This is a genomic window from Geodermatophilus sabuli, assembly GCF_010686765.1.
Classification (GTDB): domain Bacteria; phylum Actinomycetota; class Actinomycetes; order Mycobacteriales; family Geodermatophilaceae; genus Geodermatophilus; species Geodermatophilus sabuli_A.
In genome coordinates, this window is the sequence record NZ_JAAGWF010000012.1 from 13,829 (window position 1) to 30,172 (window position 16,344).

General features: G+C 75.6%; 19 protein-coding genes and 1 riboswitch. Of the genes, 8 read left to right on the top strand and 11 right to left on the bottom strand.

Going from position 1 to position 16,344, the window contains the following annotated elements:
- The first annotated feature begins 52 nt into the window (after nt 1-52).
- The 4 genes from GCU56_RS12350 to GCU56_RS12365 all read left to right on the top strand — a co-directional run bounded on the left by GCU56_RS12350 (nt 53) and on the right by GCU56_RS12365 (nt 4,484).
- The gene (locus GCU56_RS12350; RefSeq protein ID WP_163482044.1) at nt 53-1,588 is read left to right on the top strand and encodes a Re/Si-specific NAD(P)(+) transhydrogenase subunit alpha; all 1,536 of its coding nucleotides are present in this window, start codon (nt 53-55) and stop codon (nt 1,586-1,588) included.
- A 3-nt stretch (nt 1,589-1,591) separates the two neighbouring features.
- Entirely contained in the window at nt 1,592-2,998 is a 1,407-nt protein-coding gene (pntB, locus tag GCU56_RS12355) for a Re/Si-specific NAD(P)(+) transhydrogenase subunit beta (RefSeq protein ID WP_163482045.1), read from the top strand.
- A gap of 57 nt (nt 2,999-3,055) precedes the next feature.
- Nucleotides 3,056-3,943 carry an MEDS domain-containing protein gene (locus GCU56_RS12360; RefSeq protein WP_163482046.1) on the top strand — a complete coding sequence of 296 codons (888 nt, stop codon included), beginning with the start codon at nt 3,056-3,058 and terminating at the stop codon, nt 3,941-3,943.
- 100 nt (nt 3,944-4,043) lie between these two features.
- Entirely contained in the window at nt 4,044-4,484 is a 441-nt protein-coding gene (locus GCU56_RS12365; RefSeq protein ID WP_163482047.1) for a hypothetical protein, read from the top strand.
- A gap of 6 nt (nt 4,485-4,490) precedes the next feature.
- Here GCU56_RS12365 and GCU56_RS12370 read toward each other — a convergent pair whose 3' ends face one another.
- Genes GCU56_RS12370 through GCU56_RS12380 form a run of 3 tightly spaced genes read right to left on the bottom strand, consistent with a single transcriptional unit; the run spans nt 4,491 to nt 6,084 of the window.
- Nucleotides 4,491-5,036 (bottom strand): GXWXG domain-containing protein, encoded by a 546-nt coding sequence (locus GCU56_RS12370; protein WP_163482048.1) that lies wholly within the window; start codon nt 5,034-5,036, stop codon nt 4,491-4,493.
- Complete coding sequence (locus tag GCU56_RS12375) at nt 5,033-5,854, bottom strand: pentapeptide repeat-containing protein (protein ID WP_345771804.1); 822 nt, start codon at nt 5,852-5,854, stop codon at nt 5,033-5,035. The genes GCU56_RS12370 and GCU56_RS12375 overlap by 4 nt, the downstream gene beginning before the upstream one ends.
- Nucleotides 5,855-5,874: 20 nt before the next feature.
- Nucleotides 5,875-6,084, bottom strand: coding sequence for a DUF4177 domain-containing protein (locus GCU56_RS12380; protein ID WP_163482050.1), 210 nt, complete (start codon nt 6,082-6,084; stop codon nt 5,875-5,877).
- A 46-nt stretch (nt 6,085-6,130) separates the two neighbouring features.
- Here GCU56_RS12380 and GCU56_RS12385 point away from each other — a divergent pair, with 46 nt between their 5' ends.
- Entirely contained in the window at nt 6,131-6,514 is a 384-nt protein-coding gene (locus GCU56_RS12385; RefSeq protein WP_163482051.1) for a VOC family protein, read from the top strand.
- Between the two features lie 4 nt (nt 6,515-6,518).
- On the opposite strand, the gene GCU56_RS12390 is transcribed toward GCU56_RS12385, so the two are convergent.
- Nucleotides 6,519-6,911, bottom strand: coding sequence for a hypothetical protein (locus tag GCU56_RS12390; RefSeq protein ID WP_163482052.1), 393 nt, complete (start codon nt 6,909-6,911; stop codon nt 6,519-6,521).
- Between the two features lie 87 nt (nt 6,912-6,998).
- Here GCU56_RS12390 and GCU56_RS24640 point away from each other — a divergent pair, with 87 nt between their 5' ends.
- A complete protein-coding gene (locus GCU56_RS24640; RefSeq protein WP_163482053.1) occupies nt 6,999-7,379 on the top strand; it encodes a DUF2784 family protein in 381 nt (126 codons plus the stop codon).
- On the opposite strand, the gene GCU56_RS12400 is transcribed toward GCU56_RS24640, so the two are convergent.
- From GCU56_RS12400 to GCU56_RS12430, 7 genes are all read right to left on the bottom strand, one after another.
- Entirely contained in the window at nt 7,369-8,097 is a 729-nt protein-coding gene (locus GCU56_RS12400) for a DUF72 domain-containing protein (protein WP_163482054.1), read from the bottom strand. The two genes, GCU56_RS24640 and GCU56_RS12400, sit on opposite strands and share 11 nt — an antisense overlap.
- 16 nt (nt 8,098-8,113) lie before the next feature.
- A complete protein-coding gene (locus tag GCU56_RS12405) occupies nt 8,114-8,962 on the bottom strand; it encodes an SDR family NAD(P)-dependent oxidoreductase (RefSeq protein ID WP_163482055.1) in 849 nt (282 codons plus the stop codon).
- Nucleotides 8,959-10,461: a flavin-containing monooxygenase gene (locus GCU56_RS12410; RefSeq protein WP_163482056.1), complete on the bottom strand. Its 1,503-nt coding sequence runs from the start codon at nt 10,459-10,461 to the stop codon at nt 8,959-8,961. Before GCU56_RS12410 ends, GCU56_RS12405 begins: the two co-directional genes overlap by 4 nt.
- A gap of 146 nt (nt 10,462-10,607) precedes the next feature.
- Nucleotides 10,608-11,258, bottom strand: coding sequence for a TetR family transcriptional regulator (locus tag GCU56_RS12415; protein ID WP_163482057.1), 651 nt, complete (start codon nt 11,256-11,258; stop codon nt 10,608-10,610).
- A 41-nt stretch (nt 11,259-11,299) separates the two neighbouring features.
- Complete coding sequence (locus tag GCU56_RS12420; RefSeq protein WP_163482058.1) at nt 11,300-11,944, bottom strand: 50S ribosomal protein L11 methyltransferase; 645 nt, start codon at nt 11,942-11,944, stop codon at nt 11,300-11,302.
- Nucleotides 11,945-12,014: 70 nt separating this feature from the next.
- Nucleotides 12,015-12,902: a lytic transglycosylase domain-containing protein gene (locus GCU56_RS24645; protein ID WP_275585860.1), complete on the bottom strand. Its 888-nt coding sequence runs from the start codon at nt 12,900-12,902 to the stop codon at nt 12,015-12,017.
- A gap of 227 nt (nt 12,903-13,129) precedes the next feature.
- Nucleotides 13,130-13,292: riboswitch (cyclic di-AMP (ydaO/yuaA leader) on the bottom strand.
- Nucleotides 13,293-13,428: 136 nt separating this feature from the next.
- Entirely contained in the window at nt 13,429-14,313 is an 885-nt protein-coding gene (locus GCU56_RS12430; RefSeq protein WP_163482059.1) for a DivIVA domain-containing protein, read from the bottom strand.
- A gap of 247 nt (nt 14,314-14,560) precedes the next feature.
- On the opposite strand from GCU56_RS12430, the gene GCU56_RS12435 reads away from it, so the two are divergent.
- Both GCU56_RS12435 and GCU56_RS12440 read left to right on the top strand, forming a co-directional pair.
- Entirely contained in the window at nt 14,561-15,706 is a 1,146-nt protein-coding gene (locus GCU56_RS12435; RefSeq protein ID WP_163482060.1) for an LLM class flavin-dependent oxidoreductase, read from the top strand.
- Nucleotides 15,703-16,338: an FMN reductase gene (locus GCU56_RS12440; RefSeq protein WP_163482061.1), complete on the top strand. Its 636-nt coding sequence runs from the start codon at nt 15,703-15,705 to the stop codon at nt 16,336-16,338. Before GCU56_RS12435 ends, GCU56_RS12440 begins: the two co-directional genes overlap by 4 nt.
- The last annotated feature ends 6 nt before the right edge of the window (nt 16,339-16,344 follow it).

Sequence of the window (16,344 nt, forward strand, 5' to 3'; positions counted from 1 at the left end):
TGATCAGGCGCTGCACCGCCCCGCACGCCGTCCGGCCAGGAGGAGAGTGGACGTGCTCATCGGAGTGCCCAGGGAGTCCCGGCCCGGAGAGACCCGCGTCGCCGCGACACCGGTCACCGTGCGGCAGCTCATCGCGCTCGGCTACGCGGTGGTGGTGGAGAGCGGGGCGGGGGTGGGCAGCAGCCTGCCCGACGAGGCCTACGCCGAGGCCGGCGCCCGGGTGGGGACGGCGGCCGAGGCGTGGAGCGCCGACGTCGTGCTGCACGTGGCCCGGCCGACGGCGGAGGAGATCGGGCGGCTCCGGGACGGCGCGCTGCTGGTCAGCTCGCTCGCGCCGGCGCTGGACCCCGGGCTGGTCGAGGCGCTCGCGGCGCGGCCGGTGACGGCGCTGGCGATCGACGCCGTGCCCCGGATCTCCCGCGCCCAGTCGCTCGACGTGCTCAGCTCCATGGCCAACATCGCCGGCTACCGCGCGGTGATCGAGGCGGCGCACGCCTTCGGCCGGTTCTTCACCGGCCAGGTGACCGCCGCCGGGAAGGTGCCGCCCGCCAAGGTGCTGGTGGTCGGCGCGGGCGTGGCCGGGCTCGCCGCGATCGGCGCGGCCAGCAGTCTCGGCGCCGTCGTCCGCGCGACCGACGTCCGCCCCGAGGTGGCCGAGCAGATCGCCTCGCTCGGCGGCGAGTACGTCGGCGTCCCGGCCGACGAGCAGCAGGGCGGCGGCACCGGCTACGCCAGCGTGACCTCCGCGGACTACGACCGGCGCGCGGCGCAGCTCTACGCCGAGCAGGCGCGGGACGTCGACATCATCATCACCACCGCGCTGATCCCCGGCCGGCCCGCGCCGCGGCTGATCACCGAGGAGATGGTGGCGAGCATGCGACCGGGCAGCGTGGTCGTCGACATGGCCGCCGCCCAGGGCGGCAACGTCGCGGGTTCGGTGCCCGACCAGCTGGTGGTCACGCCGAACGGGGTGTCGATCATCGGCTACACCGACCTGCCCGGCCGGCTGCCGGGGCAGGCCTCCCAGCTGTTCGGCACCAACCTGGTCAACCTGCTCAAGCTGCTGACGCCGGGCAAGGACGGCGAGGTCGTGCTGGACCTCGACGACGTGGTGCAGCGCTCGATGACCGTCGTCCGGGACGGTGAGACGCTCTGGCCGCCCCCACCGGTGCCGGTGTCCGCGGCCCCGGCCGCCGCGCCCGCCGTCCGGCCGGCCGCCGCACCGGCCCCGCGGCGGACGGCGTCACCCACGCGCGCGGCAGCGGTCGTGGGGATCGGCGCGGCACTGCTCTTCCTGGTCACCGCCGTCTCACCGAACCGGCTGATCGAGAACCTCACCGTGTTCGCGCTGGCGATCGTGGTGGGCTTCTACGTGATCGGCCACGTGCACCACGCCTTGCACACCCCGCTGATGTCGGTGACCAACGCGATCTCCGGGATCATCGTGGTCGGGGCGCTGCTCCAGCTGGGGCACACCAGCACGCTGGTCACCGTGCTCGCCTTCGTCGCGGTGCTGGTCGCCTCCATCAACGTCTTCGGCGGCTTCGCCGTGACCCGCCGCATGCTCGGCATGTTCACGAGGAGCTGACCGGTGAGCGCTGTCTCCGCCGCAGCGGCGGCCTACATCGTCGCCGGGCTGCTGTTCGTGCTCAGCCTCGCCGGGTTGTCCCGCCACGAGACGGCACGCTCGGGCAACACCTACGGCATCGCCGGCATGGCGATCGCGCTGGTCGCCACCATCGGTCTGGCCGCGCGCGACCTCGACGCCACCGCCGTCGTCCTGATCGTCGTCGCCATGGTCCTCGGCGCCGGCATCGGCCTGTGGCGGGCGGCCCGGGTCGAGATGACCGGGATGCCGGAGCTGATCGCGATCCTGCACAGCTTCGTCGGCCTGGCCGCCGTCCTGGTCGGCTGGAACGGCTACCTCTCCGTCGAGCGGGAGGGCGCCGAGCAGACCGAGGTGCCCGCGGAGCTGCTGGGCATCCACTCCGCCGAGGTGGCCATCGGCGTCTTCATCGGCGCGGTCACCTTCACCGGGTCGATCGTCGCCTTCCTGAAGCTGTCCGCGCGGATCAAGAGCAACCCCCTGATGCTGCCGGGGCACAACTGGCTCAACCTCGGCGCGCTGGTCGCCTTCGTCGCGCTCACGGTGTGGTTCGTGGCCTCGCCCGCCCTCGGCGCGCTGGCGGCGGTCACCGTGCTGGCCCTGGCGCTGGGCTGGCACCTGGTCGCTTCCATCGGCGGTGGCGACATGCCGGTCGTGGTGTCCATGCTCAACAGCTACTCGGGCTGGGCGGCCGCGGCCTCGGGCTTCCTGCTCGACAACAACCTGCTGATCATCACCGGCGCGCTGGTCGGCTCCTCGGGTGCCTACCTGTCCTACATCATGTGCGCGGCGATGAACCGCTCGTTCCTGTCGGTGATCGCCGGCGGCTTCGGCAACGAGGGCAGCACCGCGGCGGCCGGCGTGGACGGCGAGCACACCGAGATCACCGCCGAGGAGACCGCCGAGCTGCTGCGCGGGGCGAAGTCCGTCGTCATCACCCCCGGCTACGGCATGGCGGTGGCGCACGCGCAGGGCCCGGTCGCCGACCTGACCCGCAAGCTGACCGAGGCCGGCGTCGAGGTCCGGTTCGGCATCCACCCCGTCGCCGGCCGGCTCCCGGGACACATGAACGTGCTGCTGGCCGAGGCGAAGGTCCCCTACGACGTCGTCCTGGAGATGGACGAGATCAACGACGACCTCGCCGGCACCTCCGTCGTCCTGGTCATCGGCGCCAACGACACCGTCAACCCGGCCGCGATGGACGACCCCGGCAGCCCGATCGCCGGCATGCCGGTGTTGCGCGTCTGGGAGGCCGAGCACGTCGTGGTGTTCAAGCGGTCGATGAACACCGGCTACGCCGGCGTCCAGAACCCGCTGTTCTTCCGGGAGAACACCCGGATGCTCTTCGGCGACGCGCGGGAGCGGGTCGAGGACATCCTCCGGGCACTGTGACCGGAACGCTCCGAACCGGCCCTGTCGCCCCGGGTGAGGACGGCCTACGGTTCGTCCATGCGTGCCCACGGGGTGGTGACCGAGCCGGTGGCGACCGGATCGGCCGACCACGTGTGCTGGGTGCACGACGACGCCGGCTCCTTCGCCACGGTCGCCGCCCGGTTCCTCGCCGGCGGCCTCGCCCGCGGGGAACGGTTGCTGTACGTGGGCGACGACGCCGGCATCGAGCGACTGCGCCGCACCCCCGGACCGCTCGGGACCCTGGCCGACCTCGAGGCCCGGGGCACCCTCACGCTCCTCTCGATCCCCCGCGCCCACGACACCGACGACGGCTCCACCCCCGACCGGCGGCAGCTCGAGTTCTACGGCGCCGCCACCCGCCGCGCACTCGACGAGGGCGCCGAGGGGCTGCGGGTCGTCGCCGAGCTGACCCCGCTCGCGGCCGACCCCGCCCGCCGCGAGCAGCTGGTCCGCTGGGAGCAGCTGGCCGACGGCTCCATGGCCCGCGGCTCCGGCATGTCCGCCCTCTGCGCCTACCGGCGCGGCGCCCTCGAGGACGACGTCCTGGCCGACGTGGCGGCGGTGCACCCGCAGGTGCACGTCCCAGCCGGCACCCCGGCTGACGACGTCGCGCCCTTCCGCGTCTACGTCGACGACGACGGCATCGCGCTCACCGGCAGCGTCGACGCCTTCGGCGCCGACCGGCTGCGCCGGGTGCTGACCGCCGCCCCCGTCGACCCGCGGCGGCCGGTCGTGCTGGACCTGCGACGGCTGGAGTTCACCGACGCGGCCGGCTGCCGGGCCGTCGCCGGCTGGGCCGAGGAGGTCGTGCGTGGCGGCGGGGACGTGCGGCTGACCGGCGCCGGACCGCTGTTCCGCCGCGTGTGGCGGCTGCTCGGCTACGACCGGGTCGTCGCTGCGGCTCCGCGCGGCGAGCCCGGGTGAGCGCCGGGCACCTCGCCGGCGGGACGACGGTCCGCATCACCACCGGGCTCTCACCCGACCGGCGGTTGCGGCCACGCCCGGCGTCGCCGACGGTAGCCGCATGGACCCCTTCCGCGGCCTGGGCATGCCCCGAATCCCCGGCCTCTCCGACCTCCTCGCCCAGCTGCAGGCCCAGACCGAGGCCCTGGCGGGGTTGCCGCGGACGCTGACCGACCTCAACTCCGCCGTCCGGGAGCTGATCGCCGCCACCACCGTGGCCACCGAGACGATCGCCTCCGCGCAGCGGACCGCCGAGCGGCTGGAGACGCTGGTCGAGGAGCTCGAGGAGCCGGTGCGGGCCCTGCGGCCGGGGCTGGAGCGCGTCGGCAAGGTGCTCGACGACCCGGTGATCGACACGGTGCCGGACACCCTGCGGCACGTCACCGAGGACCTGGTGCCGCTGATCCACGGGCTGCGGCAGGCGACCACGCGCCTCGGCTCGGTCACCGGGGCGCTGCGCCGCCGCGGCCGGCCCGGCGCCCCCGACGAGGGTGCCCCCTGAGCGGGCTCAGCCGCCGTCCCGCTCCAGCAGGAAGGCGAACGGGCCCGGCAGGCCGCGCATGTCCATGAGCCCCAGCAGCAGGTCAGGGGTCACCGGCCGGAAGACGTCCACGATCGGCAACCGGTCGTAGACCAGCGCCGCCGTGGTGACCCCGCGGTGCTCCAGGCGCCGCAGCCGGGCCGCCGGGCGCCGGGTGCGCAGCAGGGGACGGACGGCGGCGAACGCGGCCCGGGCAGGGCGGCCGCGGGCCAGGCCGGGTGTGCGGCGCAGCAGCGTCAACGGCGCGAGCGCGGGGTCCACCGCGCGCGGCACCCCGGCGCGGTCGCGGAACAGCAGCGGGTGCACGGTCTCGGCGTCGACGAACTCCTTGCCGTACCAGCGGTGCGCGGTCAGCAGCCCGTCCAGCGGAGAGCCGGTGGGCAGCTCGGCACCGCGCCAGCGGCCGACCAGCAGGTCCGGGTCCGCCGGGAGCAACCGGTCGGCGAACGCGAGCAGGTCGACGGGGGCGGCACCGCCGCGGTGGCGCGCCAGCCAGCGGACGGCGTCGCTCACGGCGCGCCCCAGTGCGCCGGGTGCTCGAGCACCGCGGGGAGGATGGTGCCGGCGTCCCCGCGGGCGGCGGCCACCTGCGGGCGGGTGAGGAACAGCGCGCCGGTGAGGTCGGCGCCGCGGAGGTCCGCCGCCCGCAGGTCCGCGCCGAGCAGGTCGGCCCGGCGCAGGTCGGCGCCCCGCAGGTCGGCGGCGATCAGGTACGCGCCGCGCAGGCTCGCGCCGCGCAGGTCGGCTCCCCGCAGGCGGGCGCCCACGAGGTCGGCGCCCCGGCGGTCGCGGTTCCGGCCCGGGAGCCCGGCCCGGGCGAGCTCGCTGACCGCCTGCAGCAGCGTTCCGGCCTCGGCGCGGTACGCCCCGGTGTCGACGGCGGCGAGCTCGTCCCCGCCGGCGGCGGTGAGCTGCTCGGTGCGGTCCCGCAGCGCGGCCAGCTCCGGGTGCAGCGGCGCGGCCACCGGCAGCGCGAGCGCCTCGGCCAGGTACCAGAGCAGCTCGTGCAGCTGCCGGAGCACCCCGAACGCGGTCCCCATCGGTGCGGCGAGCTCCGGGGAGCCGCGCCAGTCCCGCCCGCCGAAGGTGACCTGGACGGTCTGCTGCCCGGCGCCGAAGCAGTCGAACACCGTGCAGCCGGGGAAGCCCCGGTCGCGCAGGTCCGCGTGGATGCCGCAGCGGAAGTCCCCCTGCAGGTGGGTGCACGGCCGGCCGGCGGGCTTGTCCACCGCGAAGTCGGCGGAGGCGGCGAACGCCGGCAGGACGCAGCACAACCCGGCGCAGCGCCCGCAGTCCGCGCGCAGCTGCTCCCGGGGGTCGGGGTGCGGCACCGGCGTCCTCCCCGGCTGTCTCAGGTGGTCGGGCGCTCCAGGGTGACCAGCACGCCCTCGACGCCCCCGGGGCCGATCCGCCCCTTGATCTCCACCGAGGTGATCGACTTCAGCTGCCATCCCTCGCGGGCGTGCTGGTTGAGCACCTTCTCCAGCTTGTCACCCGACATCTTCCCGCCGATGAGCCCCTCCCGGAGCTCCACCACCCGGTACTCGTAGCGCTGCGCCATCGTCGCTCTCCTGTCATCGTCCCCGCGCAGCCCCGATGATGCCGGGATGGACGTGCTGAGCAGCCGGGTCCTGCTGCGGCCCCTCGATCCGGCCCGCTCGCGGGCCTTCTACCGCGACCTGCTCGGCCTGGCGGTGTACCGGGAGTTCGGCCCGCCCGACGACCCCGGGCTGGTGTTCTTCCTCGGCAACGGGCTGCTCGAGGTGGCCGGCCGCGGGAGCCAGCCCCCGCGGGGGCTGGCCCTGTGGCTGCAGGTGCGCGACGTCGCCGCCGAGTGCGAGCGGCTGGCGGCGGCCGGCGTGCCCGTGGACCGGGAGCCGCGGACCGAGCCGTGGGGGCTGGTCGAGGCGTGGGTGGCCGACCCCGACGGCGTCCGCATCGTGCTGGTGGAGGTGCCCGACGACCACCCGCTGCGGCGCGACCAGCGGTGAGGGCTCAGGGGCGCGCGCCGTCGGGCTCCTCAGGGGGACGGCGCACGAGGTCGGCCACGGACTCCTCCAGCCGCGCCCAGGTGCTGCTCCACTCCACCAGCGGCTCGAGGATCCGCTCGAAGACGGCCAACTGCTCGTCGAAGGCCTGCAGCTGCGCGGTCATCGCCGCGATCTGCTTGCGCTGACCCCGCACCGCCTGGTCGATCGCCCGCAGCTGCGCCGCCGACATGGCGCCCGGCGGGCTGGGCAGCTTGGGCAGGGAGAACCCGGACGGGACGGCGCCGGCCGCCAGCCCGAGGGCACGGTCGGTGAACCCGCGCAGCTGGCTGACGAAGTCCTCGACGGACCGCCCCACCCGGGGGCCGGGGTCCCGGCCGGCGTCCTCGTGCTCGCTCATGCGGCTCCTCCTGGTCGTCGCGTGCCGGTGCCCAGTCTCCCGCCCGGAGCCCTCCTCCGCGCGCGCCGTCCGTGCCAGAGTGGCGGCGTGGTCTGGGCATCCGCCGTGGCCGTCGTCCACGCCCTCGCCGTCGGGCTCATGCTGACCGGCGCCCTGGTCGCGCTGCGCCGGCCGCGCGTCCTGCTGGTGCACGCGCCGGTGAGCGCGGCCATCCTCGCGGTGCACCTCGCGGGGGCGCCCTGCCCGCTCACCGAGCTGGAGCTGGCCCTGCGGGCGCGGGCCGGTGCGCCGCCCTACGACGGGGGCTTCCTCGGCCACCACCTGTTCGCCCCGCTGGGCCTGGAGGTCACCAGCCCTGCCGTCCAGGCCGGCATCTACGCGGCGGCGCTGGTGCCCAACGCGGTCGGCTACGGGCTGCTCGCCGTCCGGGCGGTCCGGGGCGGCCGGCGTGCCCGGCTCACGCCGTGACCAGCGCGCGCAGCGTCTCGGCGTTGCGGACGGCGTGCCCGTGGCCGTCGTTGTTGAAGTAGACGAACACGTCGCGACCCGACCCCGACCACTCCCCCACCCGGTCGGCCCACCAGCGCAGGTCCGCGTCCGGATAGGACCCGGCGTACAGGTGCGCCGCGTCGGGGCCGTGCATCCGGACGTAGACGAACGGCGCGGTCGCCCGGAGCACGCACGGCAGGCCGGCTCCGCTCATCACGCAGTAGGCCGCGCCGTGCTGCTCCAGCAGGGCGAACACCTCCTCGGTGTGCCAGCTGGGGTGCCGGAACTCGACCGCGACCCGCATCCACGGGGGCAGCGCGGCGAGGAAGAAGCGCAGCCGCTCGTCGTCCCGCTCGTGGGCCGGGTGCAGCTGGGCCAGCAGCACCGCGCGCCGGTCACCCAGCTCGTGCCAGCAGTCGGTCATGCGCTGCACCCACGTCTCCGGCGCGTACAGCCGCTTGGCGTGGGTCAGCCCGCGCGGTGCCTTGACCGACAGCTGGAAGCCCGGCGGCAGCCGGCGCCGCCAGGAGGCGAAGGTCGCCGTCCGGGGCCACCGGTAGAAGCTCGCGTTGAGCTCCACGGTCCCGAACCGCGCCACGTAGTGCGCCAGGCGGTCGCGCGGCGGGGTGCCCGGCGGGTAGAGGACGCCGTCCCAGTGGTCGTAGCTCCAGCCCGACGTCCCGATGTGCACCGCCACGGCGCGATCCTGCCGGTCAGCGCCCTCGCCGGCCGGTCAGGGCGGTGAGGCCGGCCAGCACCCGTCCGTAGGAGCCGGGTGCCAGCCGGACCAGCAGGTCGGGCACGACGGCGCTCCAGCCGACCAGCAGGCGCCGCCGGCGACGCTGCACCGCGGTGAGGATCTGCTCGGCGGCCACCGCGGGGTCCATCGTGAGCAGCCGGGCGAAGGCCTGCTTGCCCGCCTCGCCCTCGGCGGCCGGCACGCCCGAGCCGACCCGCGCGCTCTCGGCGATGCGGGTGCGGATGCCACCGGGGTGCACGCAGGTGACGCCGACGCCCCGCCCGGCCAGCTCGTGCCGCAGCGCCTCGGTGAAGCCCCGGACGGCGAACTTGCTCGACGCGTAGGCGACCTGCCCCGCCGGCGCGATCAGCCCGAAGACGCTGGAGACGACGACGAGGTGCGCGCCGGGGTTCGCGGTCAGGACCGGCAGCAGCGCGTGGGTGAGCCGGACGACCGCCCGGACGTTCACCGCCATCACCCAGTCGAACTCCTCGAGGGTGACCTCGTCGAAGCGGCCGGCGAGGGCCACGCCGGCGTTGTTGACCAGCAGGGTGATGTCGGGGTGCCCGGCGACCACCCGGGCCGCCACGCGGTCGGTGGCCGCGGCGTCGGCCAGGTCCACCTCGTGGGTGGTGACCGTGCACTGGGGGGCGGCGGTCCGGACGGCGGAGGCGACGGCGGCCAGCCCGTCGGCGTCCCGGTCCAGCAGCACCAGGTCGCTCCCCCGCCGCGCCAGCCCGGCGGCGAGCGCGGCACCGATGCCGCTCGCCGCCCCGGTCACCACCGCGGTACCGGCGGCGAACTCGTACGGGCCGGGCCTCACGCGGCGACCTCCTCGGCGTCGCGGACCGGCTGGCGGCGGGTGAAACGCACCCCGGCGTCGGCGAGCGGGCCCCGGCGCATCAGCAGCAGGTCCCGCACGTAGTTCTGGTGCAGCCGCCACGGCGCGCGGGCGCCCTGCCTGGGCAGCGCGGCCAGGCTGCGCTGGACGTAGCCCGAGGTCAGCCCGATGAACGGCGCGGTGCCCCCCTCGGGCGGTGCGACCGGGGTGCAGGTGTCGGAGCCGGTGGCGGCCATGTGGTCGAGCAGCCGGCACACGTAGCGGGCGACGAGGTCGGCCTTGAGCGTCCAGGAGGCGTTGGTGTAGCCGATCGTCATGGCGAAGTTGGGCACGCCGGAGACCATCATCCCCTTGTAGGACACCCGGTCGGACAGCTGCACCGGCTCCCCGTCGACGGTCAGCGTCATCCCCCCGATCGGCAGCAGCACCAGCCCGGTGGCGCTGACGACGACGTCGGCCGCCAGCTCGGCACCCGACTCCAGCGCGATGCCGGTCTCGGTGAACGACGCGATCCGGTCGGTGACGACGTCGGCCCGGCCGGCCCGGATCGCCGCGAAGAGGTCGCCGTCGGGCACCAGGCACAGCCGCTGGTCCCACGGGTCGTAGGGCGGGCCGAAGTGCGTGGCCACGTCGAAGCCCTCGGGCAGCTGCCGGCGCGCCGCCTGCTGCAGGAACCGCCGCATGGCCGCCGGGCGGCGCCGGCTGAACTGGTAGGAGGCCATGGACACCAGTACGTTCTTCCACCGCACCACCGGGTACACGGCGCGCGCGGGCAGCCGGCGGCGCAGGGCGTCGGCCAGCGGGTCACGGCCGGGCAGCGCGAGCACGTAGCTCGGCGTCCGCTGGAGCATGGTCACGTGCGCGGCGCGCTCGGCCAGCGACGGCACCAGGGTGACCGCCGTGGCGCCGCTGCCGATGACCACGACCCGCTTGCCGGTCCAGTCGAGGTCGTCGGGCCAGTGCTGCGGGTGCACCACGGGGCCGGCGAAGCGCTCCTCGCCGGGGAACTCCGGCCGGAAGCCCTCGTCGTAGCGGTAGTACCCCGAGCACACCGACAGCCAGGAGCAGCTCAGCCGCACGGTCTCCCCGGTGTCGACGCGCTCCGCGGTCACGGTCCACCGGGCCGCCGCGCTGGACCACTCCGCCGCCACGACCCGGTGGGAGAAGCGGATGTGCTCCTCGACGCCGTGCTCGCGGGCGGTGTCCTGCACGTAGCGCCGGATCGAGCCACCGTCGGCGATGGCGCGGGCCTCGGTCCAGGGCTTGAAGGAGTAGCCGAGGGTGAACATGTCGGAGTCCGAGCGGACGCCGGGATAGCGGAACAGGTCCCACGTGCCGCCGATGGCCTCGCGGGCCTCGAGGACGGCGTAGCTGCGGCCCGGGCTCTCCCGCTGGAGGTGGCAGGCCGCGCCGATGCCGGAGAGCCCCGCCCCCACGATGAGGACGTCGACGTGCTCGACGGCGGTGCTCTCGGCGGTCATGGCACTCCCCCAGGCTCGGCCGGTGACCGGCGCCACTGTAGTCGACACGGTGTCGACCACCTCGACGCCGAGTCGACAGGCCCGCACCGGGCTCCCGGCGCCCCCAACGGACTCTCGGCGCCGAGAGTCCGCGGCAGTGGCCGTCGTCAGACGGCGGGCTCGTCGGTGCCGTAGACGGCCCGGAGCCAGACGGTCAGCAGCACGTCGACCAGGCCCTCCTCCGCGATCCCCGGGACCTGTCCGGCCAGCGTCACCTGCAGGACCCGCTCGTTCATCCAGTTCAGCGCCACGGCGAGGTCCCGGGCGGGCGGTCCGGCCGGTGCGGCCCCGCGGGCCCGCTCGGCCTCGATCGCGGCGGCGGTCTCGGTGACGAAGCCCTCCATCACCTGCGACCACAGCTCGCGGACCTCCGCGCTGCCGGCCAGGAGCTGGGTGGCCGCGGCGGTCAGCGACCGGTGCGCGGTGAACGTGTCGCGCACCGCCTCGAGGGCCAGCCGCCAGCTCCCCCGGACGTCGTCGCCCGCGCCGGCCAGCGCCGCCGCCCGCAGCGACCGGGCCTCGGCCACCACCCGGTCGAGCAGCGCAAGGACGACGGCGTCCTTCGAGGCGAAGTAGAAGTAGAAGGTGGGCCGGGAGATGCCGGCGCCGCGGGCCAGGTCGTCGACCGAGATGTCGGCCAGCGGCCGGAGCTCGAGCAGCCGCTCGGCCGTGGCGAGGATCGCCCGTTCGCGGTCGTCTCCAGAGGGCCGGCGCACCCGGCGCCCGCGCTCGGGGCCTGCGGGGGACGGCGCGGCCACGGCAGGACCCTACCGAGCGCGCGCGGGCCGGGCCGGTGTGCTCAGGGCAGCCGCCACACCGTCGTCCGCCGGAGGCCGGGGCCCTCGGTCTCCGGGATCTCCCGGACGGCGACCGCGGTGAGCCGGTCGTGCGGCAGGTAGGGCCGCCCCGGGTCACCGACCAGGACCTCGCAGCCGCCGGCGCGGGCGCGGTCGAGGAAGGGCAGCACCCGCTCGGTCATCTCGCGGTCGTAGCAGACGTCACCGGCCAGGACGACGTCCACGCCGCGCGGCTCACGAGCGAGGACGTCCCCGGTCACGCTGATCCCGGTGACGCCGTTGAGCTCGGCGTTGACCCTCACCGCGGTCCGGCTGAACGGGTCGACGTCGCTGGCCAGCACCCGGCGCGCGCCGGCCAGCCGGGCGGCGATGGCCACCAGCCCGCTGCCGGCGCCCAGGTCGAGCACCGCGCGCCCGGCCACGACGTCCGGGGTGTCGAGGACGTACCGGGCGAGCGCCTGCCCGCCCGGCCAGGCCGCGGCCCAGAACGGCGGCGCGTCCCCGGCGCCACCCGCCTCGGTCTCCATGGCCTCCCACAGGGCCACGACGTCGTCGGCGACGTGCAACGAGACCTCGGGGACGGAGGAGGGCTGCCGGACCCGGGTGTGCGCGCGGACGAACCCGGCGGGCACCACGCGGGGGCTCACGCCCGGTGCGCGCCACCCCGCCCCCGGCACCGCCCCGAGCCTGCGAGGGGTGGGGAGGGCGGGGCCGGGCTCAGTACCAGTTGTTGGCCTGCGAGTGCGCCCAGGCGGCACACGGGCTGCCGTAGCGGTTCTCGATGTAGATCAGGCCGGCGTCGATCTGGCGGTAGCCGTCCGACGTCTTGGCGATGCCGGTGCCCGCCCAGGTCGAGTTGAGGAACTGCGGGATGCCGTAGGCCGTGCTGCTCGGGTTCTGCGCGTTGGGGTTCCAGCCGCTCTCCTTGCCCCACAGGTTCTCCAGGCAGCTGAACTGCTGGGCGCTGCCGACCTTGGCGACCGCGTACTCCTTGAAGGAGCCCTGGGCGGCCGGGGCGGCGGCACCGCTGCTCCCGCTCGACCGGGGCGCGGCGGCGGCGGCCTCGGCGGCCTCCCGCTCGGCCTCCGCACGGGCGGCGGCCTCGGCGGCCTGGCGCTCGGCCTCCTCGCGGGCGGCGGCCTCCGCGGCGGCACGCTCGGCGGCCTCCCGCTCGGCGGCCTGGCGGTCCAGCTCGGCCTGCTCGGCGGCGGCCTGGGCCTGGGCGGCGCTGGCCTCGGCGGCCTCGCGCTCGCTGCGCGAGGCGGCGAGGTCCTCCAGCGGAGCGAGGTCGGGGGCGGGTGGCGGCACCGACTCGGCCGACTCGCCGGCCGGCGGCTGCGCCGGGAGGCCCAGCTGCTCGGCGACGCTCATCGACGCGGTGACGGTGGTGGTCTCCGCGTCCGCCGCGGGCGGTCCGCTGACGAGCAGGTTGACCAGGACGGCGCCCGCCGCGGCGGTGGCGAGGAAGATCGCCGGACGGCGGCCCGCGGCCGGGAGGCGGACCCGCCGGCGGGCGGCCGGCGCACCGGCCAGGGCGGCGGTGTCGAACTCGGCGGTGGGGGCGATCGCGACAGGGCGGGAGGAGTGCGACGAGCGGTGGTCCATCGGGTGTGGGTGCTCCGAGCGAGAGGGCGCGCGCGGGCGGCGTCCTCCCGTGGGAGGGCGGCCCGCGATGCGGCGGCGACGACGGGGGAGCCGGCGGCGTCGGGGAGGACGCGCGACACCGGCTACGCGGTCAGGGGGTCAGCGGGCCGGGGAGGAGGCGCGAGGTGCGCGCGGCCGGGTGACCCTGCGAGCCGCGAGGGCCCGTGGGCGAGGCATGCGGATGCTCTCCGTTCTTCCATGGCCGCCTACCGGGTTAGCTGACGGATTCGGGCGGGAAGACGCCCTACCCGGCCTCCGAGCGGTGCTCGTCGGACGGGATTCACCCCAGGACTGCGGTGGGTCCCCGGCTCGGGTCCACGGTGCGCGGACCCGACTCGGCGGCGTCCGGCCAGGCTCCCCGACTGGGGACGAGACGACCGACCGGACCTGGCCACCGTAAGTGCGTTACCGTCCTGTGACAATCCCAGGCGTCACATCCGTTGCGTGAGCTGTCTCGCGCCGGGTCCGGCCCGGGCGCGCCGGACCGTCAGCCGGCCACCGGCTCCCGCGGCTCGGCGAGCACCACGTTGCCGGTGACGACGACCTCCCGCGGCCGTCCACCGGCGTGGACCTCGTCGGGCACCGGGGCCGCGAAGGCCTGCAGGGCGGCATCGATCTGGCCGGTCAGCCGGCGCAGCGAGCTGCGGGCCTCGTCCCGCTGCCGGCAGAGGTCGTCGATCTCCCGGCGGACGGCGGCCAGCTCCTCGGCGGCGTCCAGGGCGGCCTGCTCGGCCTCGCGCCGCGCGTCCTCCGCCGCCCGGTCCCGGACGGCGGCGGCCTCGGCGTCGAGCCCGGCGCGGTCACCGGCGGCAGCGCGGAGCAGGTCCGCCGCCTGCTGGCGGCCGTGCGCCAGCGCGATCTCGGCCTCGCGCCGGGCGGCCTGCGCCGCGCGCCGCACCTCGGCGACGTTGCCCAGCCGGGCATCGGCCTCCGCCCGCGCCGCGGCCCGTACCCGCTCGGCCTCGGCCTCCGCGTCGGCGACCAGCTCGCCGGCCCGGTCCTCGGCCAGCCGCAGGAGCTCGCGCATCGCGCCGACGACGAGCACCGCGTCGCGGTCGTCCGTCCCGTCGGCCCCACCCAGGAGGGCCGGTGCCGCCGGGGCAGCGGGGAACTCGTCGTTGCAGTGACTGCACCGGCCGGCCGGCGCCTCGAGGGGTGCGGTCTCGAGCCGTTCCCGCTCCACCGCGGCGACGTAGTCGTCCACCTCGGCGCGGTCGTAGCCGCGCAGCACCCGCCGGAACCGGGGGCGCGGCTCGAAGAGCACGGCCAGCCCGGACGGGCCGTCGTCCACGGTGGCAGGGTCGGCGTCGCCGTCGTCGAACGGCTCGGCGCGCGTGCTCCCGACGGCGTCCCCCCGCTTCGCTCGCGCCATCCCCGGGCCCCCTCCGTCGGTGCTCGTACAGCGACTGCACCGTGGCAGACGTTGCCGCCTGCGCGACGGTGGCGCCACGCGGCGTCAGGACGACACGGGTGTAGTTCACCGGCCCGTGCCGGACCCACTACGGACAGCTGCGGAGGGGCCCACTTGCCGAGGGGAGCCCGCCGTCGACGGGGAATACCTCGCCGGCTCGACCGTTGCACGAGGCAGTAGTTGCACTCTCAACCACTGGGAGCACGAGATGCAGTTCGGGGTCTTCACCGTCGGCGACGTCACGCCCGACCCGACGAACGGCCGCACGCCCACCGAGGCGGAGCGGATCCAGGCGATGGTGGCGATCGCGCTCAAGGCGGAGGAGGTCGGCCTCGACGTCTTCGCCACCGGCGAGCACCACAACCCGCCTTTCGTGCCCTCGTCCCCCACGACGATGCTCGGCTACCTCGCGGCCCGGACGCAGCGGTTGCTGCTGTCGACCTCAACGACGCTGATCACCACCAACGACCCGGTGAAGATCGCCGAGGACTACGCGATGCTGCAGCACCTGGCCGGCGGCCGGGTGGACCTGATGATGGGCCGGGGCAACACCGGGCCGGTCTATCCGTGGTTCGGGCAGGACATCCGCAACGGCATCCCGCTGGCGGTCGAGAACTACGCGCTGCTGCGCCGGCTGTGGACCGAGGACGTCGTCGACTGGTCCGGTCAGTACCGCACGCCGCTGCAGGGCTTCACCTCGACGCCGCGGCCGCTCGACGGCGTGGCGCCGTTCGTGTGGCACGGGTCGATCCGCTCGCCGCAGATCGCCGAGCAGGCCGCGTACTACGGCGACGGCTTCTTCCACAACCACATCTTCTGGCCGAAGGAGCACACCGAGCGGATGGTCGAGTTCTACCGCCGCCGGTACGAGCACCACGGCCACGGCACCGCCGACCAGGCGATCGTCGGCCTGGGCGGGCAGGTGTTCATGCGGGCCAACAGCCAGGACGCCGTCCGGGAGTTCCGGCCCTACTTCGACAACGCGCCCGTCTACGGGCACGGCCCGTCACTGGAGGAGTTCACCCGCGAGACGCCGCTGACCGTCGGCAGCCCGCAGCAGGTCGTCGAGCGCACCCTCGGGTTCCGCGACTACGTCGGGGACTACCAGCGGCAGCTGTTCCTCGTGGACCACGCCGGCCTGCCGCTGAAGACGGTGCTCGAGCAGCTGGACATCCTCGGCGAGGAGGTCGTGCCGGTGCTGCGCCGGGAGTTCGCGGCGCTCAAGCCCGCGCACGTGCCCGAGGCCCCCACGCACGCCGACCGGGTCGTGGCCCGCGGCGCCGCTGCCGACGCCACCGTCCACGCCACCGACGACGTCACCGGGCGCACCGCCGAGGAGGTGTCCGCGCGATGAGCACCCGCACGCTCGCCGTGCTCAGCGCCGGGCTGTCCACGCCGTCGTCCACCCGGCTGCTGGCCGACCGGCTCACCACGGCCACCGTCGCCGCGCTGCGCGCGCGGGGCGAGGACGCCACCGTCGAGGTCGTCGAGCTGCGGGCGCACGCCCGCGACCTCGCCGACCACCTGCTCACCGGCTTCGCCAACACCGCGCTGCAGGCCGCGGTGGACACCGTCGTCGGTGCCGACGGGCTGATCGCGGTGACGCCGGTCTTCTCGGCGTCCTACAGCGGCCTGTTCAAGACGTTCTTCGACGTGCTCGACAAGGACGCGCTCACCGGGACGCCGGTGCTGCTGGGCGCCACCGCGGGCACCGCCCGGCACTCCCTGGTCATCGAGCACGCGATGCGGCCGCTGTTCGCCCACCTGCGGGCGGTCGCCGTCCCGACGGGGGTCTTCGCGGCCTCGGAGGACTGGGCCGGCGCCGGGGGCGTCGACCAGCAGCTGGCCGGGCGGATCGAGCGGGCCGCCGGCGAGCTGGCCGACCTGGTCACCGGCCGCCCGGCCAGAGGTGGCCGGGCGGGCCGCCGCCCGGCCGACCCGTTCGCCGACGTCCCGTCCTTCGAGGACCTCCTGAAAGGCCGTTGACGGGGT